The 11,984-nt window shown below is 68.1% G+C and carries 13 protein-coding genes; 6 read left to right on the forward strand and 7 right to left on the reverse strand.

The window, feature by feature from the left end; genetic code table 11:
• Positions 1-16 precede the first annotated feature (16 nt).
• Genes QP512_RS04800 through purM form a run of 3 tightly spaced genes read right to left on the reverse strand, consistent with a single transcriptional unit; the run spans position 17 to position 2,010 of the window.
• Entirely contained in the window at positions 17-439 is a 423-nt protein-coding gene (locus QP512_RS04800) for a hypothetical protein (protein WP_286071130.1), read from the reverse strand.
• The gene (locus tag QP512_RS04805; RefSeq protein WP_286071131.1) at positions 436-930 is read right to left on the reverse strand and encodes a hypothetical protein; all 495 of its coding nucleotides are present in this window, start codon (positions 928-930) and stop codon (positions 436-438) included. The genes QP512_RS04800 and QP512_RS04805 overlap by 4 nt, the downstream gene beginning before the upstream one ends.
• Positions 931-951: 21 nt before the next feature.
• On the reverse strand, positions 952-2,010 hold the full coding sequence (gene purM, locus QP512_RS04810; RefSeq protein WP_286071132.1) for a phosphoribosylformylglycinamidine cyclo-ligase: 1,059 nt from the start codon (positions 2,008-2,010) through the stop codon (positions 952-954).
• A 112-nt stretch (positions 2,011-2,122) separates the two neighbouring features.
• On the opposite strand from purM, the gene QP512_RS04815 reads away from it, so the two are divergent.
• From QP512_RS04815 to hda, 3 genes are read left to right on the forward strand one after another with little or no spacing between them, the layout of a single operon-like run.
• Positions 2,123-3,250 (forward strand): DUF2066 domain-containing protein, encoded by a 1,128-nt coding sequence (locus tag QP512_RS04815; RefSeq protein ID WP_286071133.1) that lies wholly within the window; start codon positions 2,123-2,125, stop codon positions 3,248-3,250.
• Positions 3,247-4,416 carry an AI-2E family transporter gene (locus tag QP512_RS04820; protein ID WP_286071134.1) on the forward strand — a complete coding sequence of 390 codons (1,170 nt, stop codon included), beginning with the start codon at positions 3,247-3,249 and terminating at the stop codon, positions 4,414-4,416. Before QP512_RS04815 ends, QP512_RS04820 begins: the two co-directional genes overlap by 4 nt.
• Complete coding sequence (gene hda, locus QP512_RS04825; RefSeq protein ID WP_286071135.1) at positions 4,416-5,123, forward strand: DnaA regulatory inactivator Hda; 708 nt, start codon at positions 4,416-4,418, stop codon at positions 5,121-5,123. Before QP512_RS04820 ends, hda begins: the two co-directional genes overlap by 1 nt.
• Positions 5,124-5,645: 522 nt before the next feature.
• Here the strand turns inward: hda and murU are convergent.
• The 4 genes from murU to QP512_RS04845 form a co-directional block, all read right to left on the reverse strand.
• Positions 5,646-6,356 (reverse strand): N-acetylmuramate alpha-1-phosphate uridylyltransferase MurU, encoded by a 711-nt coding sequence (gene murU / locus QP512_RS04830; RefSeq protein ID WP_286071136.1) that lies wholly within the window; start codon positions 6,354-6,356, stop codon positions 5,646-5,648.
• A complete protein-coding gene (locus QP512_RS04835) occupies positions 6,353-7,378 on the reverse strand; it encodes a phosphotransferase (protein WP_286071137.1) in 1,026 nt (341 codons plus the stop codon). Before QP512_RS04835 ends, murU begins: the two co-directional genes overlap by 4 nt.
• Before the next feature lie 59 nt (positions 7,379-7,437).
• Positions 7,438-7,707: a GlsB/YeaQ/YmgE family stress response membrane protein gene (locus QP512_RS04840; RefSeq protein ID WP_286071138.1), complete on the reverse strand. Its 270-nt coding sequence runs from the start codon at positions 7,705-7,707 to the stop codon at positions 7,438-7,440.
• Positions 7,708-7,777: 70 nt separating this feature from the next.
• Positions 7,778-9,271, reverse strand: a complete 1,494-nt coding sequence (locus QP512_RS04845) for a M20 family metallopeptidase (RefSeq protein WP_286071139.1) — start codon at positions 9,269-9,271, stop codon at positions 7,778-7,780.
• Positions 9,272-9,511: 240 nt separating this feature from the next.
• Here QP512_RS04845 and QP512_RS04850 point away from each other — a divergent pair, with 240 nt between their 5' ends.
• The 3 genes from QP512_RS04850 (at position 9,512) to QP512_RS04860 (ending at position 11,979) form a co-directional block, all read left to right on the forward strand.
• Positions 9,512-9,799 carry a helix-hairpin-helix domain-containing protein gene (locus QP512_RS04850; protein WP_258012983.1) on the forward strand — a complete coding sequence of 96 codons (288 nt, stop codon included), beginning with the start codon at positions 9,512-9,514 and terminating at the stop codon, positions 9,797-9,799.
• A 352-nt stretch (positions 9,800-10,151) separates the two neighbouring features.
• A complete protein-coding gene (locus QP512_RS04855; RefSeq protein WP_286071141.1) occupies positions 10,152-11,237 on the forward strand; it encodes a L,D-transpeptidase in 1,086 nt (361 codons plus the stop codon).
• A 16-nt stretch (positions 11,238-11,253) separates the two neighbouring features.
• Complete coding sequence (locus QP512_RS04860) at positions 11,254-11,979, forward strand: murein L,D-transpeptidase catalytic domain family protein (RefSeq protein ID WP_286071142.1); 726 nt, start codon at positions 11,254-11,256, stop codon at positions 11,977-11,979.
• Positions 11,980-11,984: the final 5 nt, after the last annotated feature.

Below are 11,984 nucleotides of genomic sequence, written 5' to 3' on the forward strand. Positions count from 1 at the left end.
TCGTCTGCCTGCTGGCTCAGACGCTGAGATGGTCGCCGCGGTCAAACAGCGCAGTCATCTCCGGCTTGGACAGGAACACCCAGGCATAGGCGGTCAACGCCATGCCCAGCGGGCCAGCCAGCACGCCCAGCCACGCCGCGCGCTGGCACCAGACCAGCCCAGTGCGGCGTGACAGCAGGCGCGCGGTATGCAGCTGCACGACGCCCAGCACGATGGCCAGCAGGGCGATCGAGGCATAGACCGTGGTGAGCATCCAGGCATCGTCCAGCCCGCGCGAGTGGGCCACCCATCCACTGAGGCCAAGGAAGGCCACGGCGGCCATCCAGTGGAAACCGGCCAAGGCGTAGAACAGCACGCTCAGTGTCTGCAGATGGCTGATCCGCTGCAGCTGCGCCAGGGTCTGATGCGGCAGTGGCGGTGGATTGCCGGAGGCGGTCATGCGGCCGTGGCGGGAGCGGCGAACGCGGCCTTCACCTGCGGGCGCAGCAGGGTGATCAGGCTGAACACCCCCAGCACCGTGCCGACCGGCGTGAACAGGCAGGCCAGGCCGGCCGCGATCAGGCACAGCAGATGGCGGCGGCGGCGGGCCAGGCAGCGGCCGGCATAGATCACGAATGTCCCCAGGGTGATGCCGCCGAACACGATGGCGCAGCCCATCAGCGTGAACACCCAGCCGACCAGACGCTGCTCCTGCTGCGAGGCGGTCTGCCCGTCGGACTCGAACGGCAGCGCGCCGGTCAACGCAGCGATGCCGATCACGATGTGCAGGATGAAGATCATCGAGAACAGCACGATCAGGCCACCGACCACGTAGTGCGCGATGGCCAGCATGCGCAGGTGGTCGGCATCCTGGACACTGAACGCCGGTACCGTCGCCAGCGGCGGCGGCACGGGTGCGGGGGCGGGCGACACGGGGGGCGTTGCGTCCATGCGGGCTCCTGGTTGCCGGGCTCAGCCGATGTGGACGCGCTCGGCGCCTTCGGCGCTGACCACCTGGCCGATGGTCCAGTGCTCCAGGCCCTGCGCCTTGACCGCCTCGGACACCGCAGCCACCTGGTCCGGCGCGACGATCAGCACGAAGCCGATGCCGCAGTTGAAGGTGCGCCACATCTCGCTGTCGGCTACCGCGCCTTCCTTCTGCAGCCACTGGAACACCGGCGGCAGGGTCCAGGACGAGGCCTGGATGTCCAGGCCGAGGCCGTCGGGCACCACGCGGATGATGTTCTCTGTCAGGCCACCACCGGTGATGTGGGCCATGCCGTGGATGGCCTCGCCGTGCGACTTCAGCAGCGACAGGATCGGCTTGACGTACAGGCGGGTCGGCGCCATCAGCGCATCGACCAGCTTCACGCCGCCTTCCAGCTCCAGATCGGCCGGGCGGCCGGCGCGATCGTAGATGCGGCGCACCAGCGAATAGCCGTTGGAATGCGGGCCGGAGGAGGCGATGCCGATCAGTACGTCGCCGGCGGCCACGCTGGCGCCGTCCTTCAGCTCGCTCTTCTCGACCGCGGCGACAGTGAAGCCGGCCAGGTCGTACTCGCCCGGGGCATACATGTCGGGCATTTCAGCGGTTTCGCCGCCGATCAGCGCGCAGCCGGCCTCGGTGCAGCCGTTGGCGATGCCACCCACGACCGCCGCAGCGGTGTCGATGTCCAGCTTGCCGGTGGCGAAATAGTCCAGGAAGAACAGCGGCTCGGCACCCTGCACCAGCACGTCGTTCACGCACATCGCGACCAGGTCGATGCCGATCGTATCGTGGCGGTTCAGCTGGTGGGCCAGCTTCAGCTTGGTACCCACGCCATCGGTACCAGACACCAGCACCGGCTCGCGGTACTTGTTGGACAGGTCGAACAGGGCGCCGAAGCCGCCCAGGCCGCCCATCACTTCCGGGCGGAAGCTGCGCTTGACCAGGGGCTTGATCCGCTCGACCAGCGCATTGCCGGCGTCGATGTCGACACCCGCGTCACGGTAGGTGAGGGGGGAGGGGGCGGAAGACGGGGTGTTGGTCACGGGCGTCGGCGCTGGCAGGGGTTGAACGGGCGATTTTAACAGGCCGCATTGGCGCAAAGTCCGTATTCGGGCAACAATTCCCCCCGGATACGTCGAGCCAATGGATGTCCTGATGCGCCGCAGCCTGATTCTGACCCTGCTCATTGCACTGAGCCTGCCGGTGGCCACGATGGCCCAGAGTGGCCTGCGCACCGAGGGTGATGTCGCCACCGCCACGGGCGCGTACGAGGCCGAAGTGCCCGTCAACAGCCAGGCCGAAGCCGATCGCAACGGCGCCCTGGCCCGCGCGCTGAGCGTGGTTCTGGGCAAGTTGTCCGGCGATCGCAACGTGATGTCACGCCCCGGCGTTGTGCAGGCCCTGCGCAATGCCAAGGATTACGTGGCCAGCTACGACTACAAGCAGGACCAGAGCGTGAGCGCCAGCGGCGCCCCCAGCTTCCGTACCCTGCTGGTGGCACGCTTCCGCGAGGACGACGTGGATTCGCTGGTGTCGGCGCTGGGCCTGCCGCTGTGGCCGCAGCCGCGACCGAAGCCGGTGCTGTGGCTGGCCGTCGATGACGGCACCGGCCCGCGCCTTGTCAGCGTGCAGCAGGCCAATGCCGCCCGACCGCTGCTGAACCGCGCCATCGAGCGTGGCTACAAGCTGGGGCTGCCCACTGGGGGGGCTGCCGAACAGGCGCTGGCCGGGGCCATCTGGCGCCAGGACAGTGCCGCCGTGGCCCGCGCCTCGTCGCGCTATTCGCCGCCGATGCAGCTGATCGGCAAGCTGTACCGCGCCAATGGTGGCTGGCAGGCCGACTGGGTGTTCGTCGACAACGGCCGCGAACTGAACAAGTGGACCAGCAAGGACGCCAACGCCATGCGTGCGATGGCGGCCGGTGCCGACGGCGCCGCCGATGCGCTGGTCAAGCGTTATGCCAAGGCCGGCGTGGCGACCGGCCAGGCCGGCACCTACCGCGTGGTGGTGACCGGCATCAACAGCGCCGACGACTACCTGCGCCTGGCCGCCGGCCTGCGCGAGGTGCCGGTGGTGCGCAACGTCACCCCGCTGCACGCCTCGGCTGGCCAGCTGGAACTGAGCCTGGAGATGACCACCGGCCTGGCCGGCTTCAACCGCATGCTGGGCGACAACGGCGTGCTGGTGCCGAGCGCCACGCTGCCGGCACTGCCGGCGCCGATCGATGACACCACCGGTGCCCCCGTGGCCGCCCCGGTCAGCAACGAGTACCGCCTGCGATGACTCTGACCCCGGAAGCGGAAATCGCGCAGTTCCTGCGCCGCCTGAAGTACATCCTGTTCGCCGGCCTGGTCGGCTGGGTGGTGTGGCTGCTGGCGCCGATCCTGACTCCGTTCGTGATGGCGTTGGCGCTGGCCTGGCTGGGCGACCCGCTGGTGGACCGCATCGAGGCCACCGGCCGTTCGCGCATGACCGGCGTGGTGCTGGTGTTCGCGGCGATGGTGCTGGTGATCGTGGCCCTGCTGCTGGTGCTGGTGCCGATGATCGAGCGCCAGATCACCACCCTGATCGCAGTCGCGCCGCAGGCACAGGCGTGGCTGATGGAAAAGGGCATTCCCTGGTTCGAGCAGAAGACCGGCCTGGAAGTGATGCAGTGGCTGGATCCGGACCGCCTGATCGACTGGGTGCGCAGCCACTGGCAGCAGGCCGGCGGCTTCGCCACCACGTTCATGGGCTACGTCTCGCGTTCGGGCTTTGCGATGGTGACCTGGGTGGTCAACATCCTGCTGCTGCCGATCCTGGCGTTCTACTTCCTGCGTGACTGGGACAAGCTGGTCGAGCGCGTGGCTTCGGTGATCCCGCGCAACCACATCGGCACCATCAGCGCGCTGGCGCGTGAGTCCAACGACGTGCTGGGCGCGTTCATCCGCGGCCAGTTCCTGGTGATGCTGGCGCTGGGCGTGATCTACGCCGGCGGCCTGTCGCTGGTCGGCCTCAAGCTGGGCCTGCTGATCGGCCTGATTGCCGGCCTGATCAGCTTCATCCCGTACCTGGGCGCGACCACCGGCATCCTGATGGCGATCGTGGCCGCGCTGGTGCAGGCGCAGGGCTTCGACCTGAAGCTGCTGATCCTGGTCGGCGTGGTGTTCACCGTCGGCCAGCTGCTGGAGAGCTACGTGCTGACCCCGCGCATCGTCGGCGACAAGATCGGCCTGCATCCGGTGGCGGTGATCTTCGCGGTGATGGCCGGTGGCCAGCTGTTCGGTTTCCTCGGCATGCTGCTGGCGTTGCCGGTGGCGGCGGTGACCAACGTGCTGCTGCGCTATGCCCACCAGCGCTACCGCCAGAGTGAGCTGTACGTCGGTGAGAAGCCGGCGATCGTGCTTGATGGCGTGGTCGACCAGCCCCATATCATCATCCCGAACGACAAGGGCCCCGACCTGAAGTGATGGGTGTGCCGCAACTGCCGCTGGCCCTGCACTACCCGCGGGACCAGCGCCTGGAGACCTTCATCGGCGCGCCGGATGGCGCGCTGGCGCAGCTGCGCGCGATCGCAGTGGGCGCCAGCCACGATTGGGTATACCTGGAAGGGGCGGCGGGCACCGGAAAGACCCATCAGGCGCTGGCGATGTGTTCCAGTGCCGAGCAGGCCGGCCGCCTGCCGACCTACGTGCCGCTGGCCAGCGCGGCCGGCCGCGTGCGCGCGGCGCTCGATGGGCTGGACTCGCGCGAACTGGTGGCGCTGGATGGCCTGGATGAGGTCGCCGGCCATCGCGAGGACGAGATCGCACTGTTTGATTTCCACAACCGTGCGCGCGCCGCGGGCGTCACCGTGTTGTACACGGCGCAGAAGGCGCCGGAAGAACTGGGCCTGGTGCTGCCGGACCTGCGTTCGCGGCTGGGCCAGTGCGTGCGCGTGCTGCTGCAGCCGTTGGATGAGGAAGGTCGCGCGGCGGTGCTGCGTGAGCGTGCACTTCGCCGTGGGCTGGCGATCGACGAGGCCGCCATCGAGTGGCTGCTGTCGCACACCGGGCGTGAACTGGGTGGACTGATCACGCTGCTGGACTGGCTGGACCGCGAATCGCTGGCAGCCAAGCGGCGGATCACCGTGCCGTTCCTGCGCCAGGTGCTGGAAGAAGGCCGGCCTCGTTACTGAGGGTGGGGTTTGTTTGCAGGGCTGCGCCCTGCACCCGCTGAAGCCGAAGCAACGTCAACGTCAAAAGCTGGCTATCCGTGGGATGGCGGGGTGGGTCCGGTTGCGGGGGACGCTGCAAGTACGTCCATGTAAGCTCGGTCGCCGCATCCATGCGGCTCACGCCCCCGCAACCGGACCCACCCCGCCTTCGACAGGTTCCCGCGATCTGCCGGGACTGCGTACTGCACTGCTGTTGGTGGGTGTCGACCTTGGTCGACAAGTGTCTTGCTTGTGGTGGGTGACGACCGTTGGTCGTCACCGGAGCAAGCGCAGCGAAGCGACCCGCTTCTGCTTTTCTTTCTTTCTTCCGTGCCTGGACGCCCACGGAAACTGTCAGAGGCCGGGCGGGGTGGGTTCGCGGGGGTGTCCGCGGCATGGATGCCGCGGCCAAGCCCCCAGGGACGGGTTCACGGCGTCCCCCGCGGGCCCACCCCGCCCGGCCAAGCACGGCTTCTGCTTTCAATGAGTCCAGCCACGAGGGGCTCAGCCGTTCGCCGCCAACTCCACATCCAGCGCGCGCAGGCGATCCACGGTACCCACGTCGGTCCAACGCCCACGATGGTGCTGCCCCGTCATCAATCCCTGCGCCATGAAATGCTTCTGCAGCGGCACCACCGAGAACTTCGGCGGCACCCGCTCGCTGCCCGGCGCATCACCGATCACCGCGCGCCAATCGGCCACGATCGAAGGCCGGTACACACCGATGCCGGCATAGGTCAGGCACGGGCCTTCGCGGTCGTGATGCAGCACGCCTTGCGGGTCCAGCCGGTAGTCGCCGTTGGGGTGCTGCACCGGATTGTCGACCAGCACCAGATGCGCCTGGCCCTGTGGTTCGCGCGGCAGCGTGGCGAAATCGAAATCAGTCCATATGTCACCATTCACCACCAGGAACGGTGCATCGCCCAGCACCGGCAGTGCGTTGAGGATGCCGCCGCCGGTTTCCAGCGGGGTCTCGCCTTCGTGCACGAAGTGCAGCTGCAGGCCCCACTGGCTGCCATCGCCCAGCGTCGCCGGGAACTGCTCGGCCAGCCATGCGGTATTGACCACCACCTCGCGCACGCCCAGCGCGGCGAGGCGTTCCAGGTGCCAGACGATCAAGGGCTTGCCGGCCACTTCCAGCAACGGTTTGGGCGTGTGCAGGGTCAGCGGGCGCATGCGCTCGCCGAGGCCTGCGGCAAAGACCAAGGCTTTCATCGGGCCGCGCGCATCGGTGCAGCCAGTTCGGCCAGCGCCGGCTTGATGCGGTCGTCCAGCAACTGCTGCAGCGGCGCCAGTTCGCGATAGCGCGGCAGCACTTCATCCAGATAGGTGATGAAGCGCGGCGCATCGTCCAGGTAGTGGCCCTTGTTGTCGCGGTAGCGCAGGCGGCAGAACAGGCCGAGGATCTTCACATGGCGCTGGATGCCCATCCAGTCGGCGTCGCGCAGGAAGGTGGCGCGGTCGGGCACCGGCAGGCCGGCATCGCGCGCGCGCTCGTGGTACTGCGCCAGCCACTCGTCCACGCGCTGCAGCGGCCAGCTCAGGAAAGCGTCCTTGAACAGGCTCACCGCGTCGTAGGCGATCGGGCCGCGCACCAGGTCCTGGAAATCCAGCACGGCGGGGCCGTCGTCGGCCGGCATCAGGTTGCGCGGCATGTAGTCGCGATGGGTCATCAGCTGGGCCTGGCCCAGCGCGTTGTCCATCAGGCGGCGATGCACCAGCTGCAGGCCTTCGATCTCGCCGCAGTCCAGCTCCAGGTTCAGGTGGCGCTGCAGGAACCATTCGTCGAACAGGCCAGCGTCACGCTGCAGCAGCGCTTCGCCGAACTGGCCGAAGTCGGCCGGCACCGGAATCGCCTGCAGGCGCAGCAGCTGTTTGATCGAGCGACCGAACCATTCATCGGCGTTGCGCTCGTCGAGGATCTTCGCCAGGGTCGGGCCGCCGAGATCTTCCAGCAGCAGGAAGCCGGCTTCCAGGTCCTGGGCGAGCAGCAGGGGCACGCGCAGGCCGTTGTCGTGCAGCAGGCCGCGCATGCGCAGCCACGGCCGCGGATCTTCCAGCCCCGGCGGGGCGTCCATCACGATGTGGGTGCCGCGCGTGCTGGTGGTGCGCCAGTAGCTGCGCATGCCGGCATCAACCGAAGCGCGTTCGACCACTGCACTCGCATCTTCGAGCTGGCTACGGGCCCACTGCAGGCGCTGCGCGCTGCGCTGGGGATCGGAGGCGGGTTCGGTCATGCAGGCATATCCGGGCGCGCCGGGCGCGCCAACGTCGGGAACAGGAAGGGAAGGAGGGCTCAGCGGCGGCCGCTGAACAGGCGCAGGAGGGCCAGCACGGCCACCGCGCCCAACACCGCACCGAGGAAACCGGCCGGTTCGCCGGGCGCGTACCAGCCCATGTACTGGCCGAACCAGCCGGCCAGCAACGCGCCAAGGATGCCCAGCACGATGGTCAACAGGCAGCCCATGCGGTTGTTGCCGGGCATGAAGAAGCGCCCGAGCAGGCCGACGAAGAAGCCGACCAGCAGGATGTACAGCCAGCTGCTGCTGCCGAACAGACCATTCATGTGCATGTGTTCCGCTTGGGGTGGACGCAGCCTAGCAAGGCCAGGCTGCGTCCGTCACGGTGTACCGGATTCAGCAGCAGCCGTGGTCGCCGTGGCGCGTGCCGCTGTCGGCCGCCACCGGCGAACCGCTGGTCTCGCCGCGCAGGCTGGCGGCGTAGTGCTCGCTGATCACCTTGGACACGCAGGCGGTGACCTTCTTGCCCATCGGGATGTGCAGGAACTCGTTCGGGCCGTGCGCATTGGAGTGCGGGCCGAGCACGCCGGTGATCATGAACTGCGCACCCGGGAACTTCTCACCCAGCATGCCCATGAACGGGATCGAGCCGCCTTCGCCCATGTACATCGCCGGCTTGCCGAAGAAGGCCTGGCTGGCGTCGTCGATGGCCTGGGTCAGCCACGGCGCCATGGCCGGGGCGTTCCAGCCGGTGGATGCCTTTTCCAGGTCCAGGGTGACCTGCGCGCCGTTCGGCGGGTCGCGCAGCAGCGCTTCCTTCAGCAGCTCGCCGCAGGTCTTGCCATCGGCGGTCGGCGGCAGGCGCAGCGACAGCTTCACCGAGGTCTGCGGGCGCAGCACGTTGCCGGCCGATTCCAGCGGCGGCATGCCGCCGACGCCGGTGACCGACAGCGCCGGGCGCCAGGTGCGGTTGAGCACCAGCTCGGTCAGGTCCTCGTTCATCGGGCGCAGGCCGTCGACCATCGGGAACTTCTCGAAGATCTCGGTATCGACCACTTCGGCGGCGCGCTTGGCCTGTTCCTGGCGCTCGGCCGGAATTTCAACGTTCATGCCGTCGATCAAGATGCGGCCGGTGTCCTGGTCCTCGATGCGCGAGAGCAGCTGGCGCAGCAGGCGGAAGCTGGACGGCACCACGCCGGAGGCATCGCCGGAATGCACGCCTTCGTTGAGCACCTTCACGGTGAAGTTGCCGCCGGTCAGGCCGCGCAGTGAGGTGGTGCACCACAGCTGGTCGTAGTTGGCGCAACCCGAATCCAGGCAGACCACCAGCGACGGCTTGCCGATGCGGTCGGCCAAGTGGTCGACGTAGGCCGGCAGGTCGTAGCTGCCCGATTCCTCACAGGCTTCGATCAGCACCACGCAGCGGGCGTGCGGCAGGCCCTGGGCCTGCAGCGCCAGCACCGCGGCCAGCGAACCGAAGATGGCGTAGCCGTCGTCGGCGCCACCGCGGCCGTACAGCTTGTCGCCGCGCAGGACCGGGGTCCACGGGCCGAGGTCGTCGTCCCAGCCGGTCATTTCCGGCTGCTTGTCCAGGTGGCCGTAGAGCAGGATGGTGTCGTCGCCGGTTTCGGCGCCGGTGGCCGGAATTTCCAGGAAGATCAGCGGGGTACGGCCTTCCAGGCGCACCACCTCAACCTTCAGGCCGGGCAGCTGCTGGGCCTTGGCCCAGTTCTCCATCAGGGTGACCGCCTGTTCCATGTAGCCGTTCTGCACCCAATTGGCGTCGAACATCGGCGACTTGTTGGGAATGCGGATGTAGTCGACCAACTGCGGGATGATCTCGCTGTCCCACTTGTCATTGACGAATTGGCCGAGCTTGGCGCTGTCCATCTGAAACTCCGGTTGCATGGGCTGTGATCCGGCCATTCTACGCCTGTGCCGTGGGTAGGGTTTTTCCTACATAACGTCGGGTATTTGGCTGGCTTACGGAAATACGGGAAACCGATAGGCTGTGCACATGTGGTGACGGACACTGTTCCTGCCGACGGGATTGCCGGTCGGGACGGCCAGAACCACAAGGAGATACACGTCGTGCCTTGGTTTGTCGTGTTGAGGGCACTGGTGCTGGGAATGGGGATCGCTGGGGCGCATGCCGCCGAACCGATCGACATCAACCGCGCCGATGCCCAGGCGCTGCAGCAGGGATTGACGATGGTCGGAGCCGCCAAGGCCGAGGCGATCGTCGAGCACCGGCGCAGACACGGTCCGTTTCATCGCGTCGAGGACCTGACGCAGGTGAAGGGAATAGGGAATGCAATCGTCGAACGGAATCGACAGCGGATCACCGTAGGCAACAGGTTGTTGCCGGCGGATCCGGTACCCGGATCGGTACCGGTGCGAACCGTACCCAGGCGCTGACAGCAGGAATCGTCGGAACCGGCAGGAGGCTGGTTCACCGGACACAGGCAGGACGCCTGTGCCCACCGACCGCCGCAGGACGCGGCACCAATCACCAGGATGGTGGCATCACAGACCTGTGGAAGGGGCTGAGATACAAACAGGACAGACGCGGCCGCGTGCAGGATGCAACGCTACCCCCACAGCGCAGGATGCGAGGGGGCGGCAGCAGGCCGACAGGGACGTAACGATTGCCCGGTACGACACATGGCTGTGTCGCCGGGCAGTTTCATTTCCGGCGCCCGGTTTTGCCGCAGCCACCACGGGGCGATGGTGTACGGTGGCCGCTCCGCATGGAAAGGACACCCGCTGGATGTTTCCGCATCGCCCCACGACCCTGATGCTCGCCCTTTCACTGGCCCTGCCGTTGCTGGCCCAGGCCGCTGCGCCGACGCCGGCCGCCAAGCCTCCGGCTGCCGCTGCGGCCACCGCCGAGGTGCGCGGTCCGACCGACCTCAAGCCGGGCGAATACCTGTGGCATCCGGAAATCTCGCCGACCGGCCCGATCGTGCTGGTGGTCAGCCTTGATGAACAGCGCGCCTACGTCTACCGCAATGGCATCGCCATCGGCCTGACCACGATCAGCTCGGGCAAGGCCGGGCACGAGACGCCGACGGGTGTGTTCACCATCCTGCAGAAGGACAAGGACCACAAGTCCAACCTCTACAACAGCGCGCCGATGCCCTACATGCAGCGGCTGACCTGGGACGGCATCGCCCTGCATGGCGGCAGCCTGCCCGGGCATCCGGCTTCGCACGGCTGCGTGCGCCTGCCGCAGGCCTTCGCGCAGAAGCTGTTCAGCGAAACCCAGCGCGGCGATACGGTGGTCGTGGCCGATGCCAAGAGCTCGCCGATGACCCTGGCCTATCCGTCGGTGCTGGCGCCGGTGAACGCGCGCGGCCAGGCCCTGCCGGAAACCGGGGGCGCTGCTCCGGCGCAGGCCTGGTGGAACGACAGCCTGGCCCCGGCCGGGCAGGTCGGCATCCTGGTCAGCCTGCACGACCAGCGCCTGTACGTGCTGCGCGATGGCGTGATGATCGGCGAGTCACCGTTGAAGGCCGACGCGCTGCCGGCCTTCCAGGGCACCACCCTGTTCGTGATGGGGCAGGGTTACAGCGACACCCCCAGCCCGCTGGACGCGAACCAGCGCCTGCACCAGTGGACGGCCTACCCGCTGCTGGGCCAGGACCGGGCCCAGGCCACCCCGGACCTGCTGGCCACGCCCTCGCTGCCGATGGCGCTGCCGGCCGATTTCGCCCGCCAGCTGTACCAGGTGCTGGTGCCGGGCACGACCCTGCTGGTGACCTCGCTGCCGGCGGTCCGCCCAAGCCCGGCTGAATCCGGAATGCAGCCGGTCTTGGAATCCGAGCCGCCAGGGTCCACCCTCAAGGGCAACTGACGCCCTCGTTGTGCCCATGACTGCATCCCGCCTGTGCCGGCTGGCCGCGTTCGGCCTGCTGGCGACCTCGCCCAGCGCCCCGGCGCTGGCACAGACGCCCGCCCTCGCCACCTCTGCCGATGATCTCGCTGCCCTGCTGTCGCGCAGCGCGCCCAAGGCCGACCGCCACGTGCTGCAGCTGGCGGCACACGCCATGCGCTGCGCACTGCAACGGCCGGAGCTGGGCATCAACGGTGATCGCCTCAGCGTGATCGACTACTCGCGGCCCTCCACCGAGCCGCGGCTGTGGGTGTTCGACCTGGCCCACCAGCGCCTGTTGTTCGAGGAATGGGTGGCGCATGGCCGCAACAGCGGCGAGAACCGCACCGAGCACTTCTCCAACCGCGACGGCAGTTTCATGTCCAGCCTCGGCGCGTTCACCGCGCAGGAAACCTACATGGGCGGCAACGGTTATTCGCTGCGCCTCGCGGGGCTGGAACCGGGCTTCAACGACCGGGCGCGGGAACGGGCCATCGTCATCCATGGCGCGCCGTACGTGAATCCGGCGACCGCGCAGCTGCAGGGACGGCTCGGCCGCAGCCTGGGCTGCCCGGCGGTGCGCCTGTCGGTGGCCAAGCCACTCATCGACGCGTTGCGTGGCGGCACGATGGTGTTCGCCTATTACCCCGACCAGGACTGGCTGAAGCACTCGCAGCTGCTGGGCGGCGAGTGTGGTGGCCAGGGCACGCTCGCTACGCGGTGATGCAC

The sequence above is a fragment of the Stenotrophomonas sp. 57 genome, from assembly GCF_030291075.1.
In the GTDB taxonomy this organism is placed as follows: Bacteria; Pseudomonadota; Gammaproteobacteria; order Xanthomonadales; family Xanthomonadaceae; genus Stenotrophomonas.

What these genes read in the sequence shown, in the direction of transcription:
- QP512_RS04800 (WP_286071130.1), bottom strand. Translation starts at nt 439, where the DNA reads ATGACCGCCTCCGGCAATCCACCGCCACTGCCGCATCAGACCCTGGCG.
- QP512_RS04805 (WP_286071131.1), bottom strand. Translation starts at nt 930, where the DNA reads ATGGACGCAACGCCCCCCGTGTCGCCCGCCCCCGCACCCGTGCCGCCG.
- QP512_RS04815 (WP_286071133.1), top strand. Translation starts at nt 2,123, where the DNA reads ATGCGCCGCAGCCTGATTCTGACCCTGCTCATTGCACTGAGCCTGCCG.
- QP512_RS04820 (WP_286071134.1), top strand. Translation starts at nt 3,247, where the DNA reads ATGACTCTGACCCCGGAAGCGGAAATCGCGCAGTTCCTGCGCCGCCTG.
- hda (WP_286071135.1), top strand. Translation starts at nt 4,416, where the DNA reads ATGGGTGTGCCGCAACTGCCGCTGGCCCTGCACTACCCGCGGGACCAG.
- murU (WP_286071136.1), bottom strand. Translation starts at nt 6,356, where the DNA reads ATGAAAGCCTTGGTCTTTGCCGCAGGCCTCGGCGAGCGCATGCGCCCG.
- QP512_RS04835 (WP_286071137.1), bottom strand. Translation starts at nt 7,378, where the DNA reads ATGACCGAACCCGCCTCCGATCCCCAGCGCAGCGCGCAGCGCCTGCAG.
- QP512_RS04840 (WP_286071138.1), bottom strand. Translation starts at nt 7,707, where the DNA reads ATGAATGGTCTGTTCGGCAGCAGCAGCTGGCTGTACATCCTGCTGGTC.
- QP512_RS04845 (WP_286071139.1), bottom strand. Translation starts at nt 9,271, where the DNA reads ATGGACAGCGCCAAGCTCGGCCAATTCGTCAATGACAAGTGGGACAGC.
- QP512_RS04850 (WP_258012983.1), top strand. Translation starts at nt 9,512, where the DNA reads ATGGGGATCGCTGGGGCGCATGCCGCCGAACCGATCGACATCAACCGC.
- QP512_RS04855 (WP_286071141.1), top strand. Translation starts at nt 10,152, where the DNA reads ATGTTTCCGCATCGCCCCACGACCCTGATGCTCGCCCTTTCACTGGCC.
- QP512_RS04860 (WP_286071142.1), top strand. Translation starts at nt 11,254, where the DNA reads ATGACTGCATCCCGCCTGTGCCGGCTGGCCGCGTTCGGCCTGCTGGCG.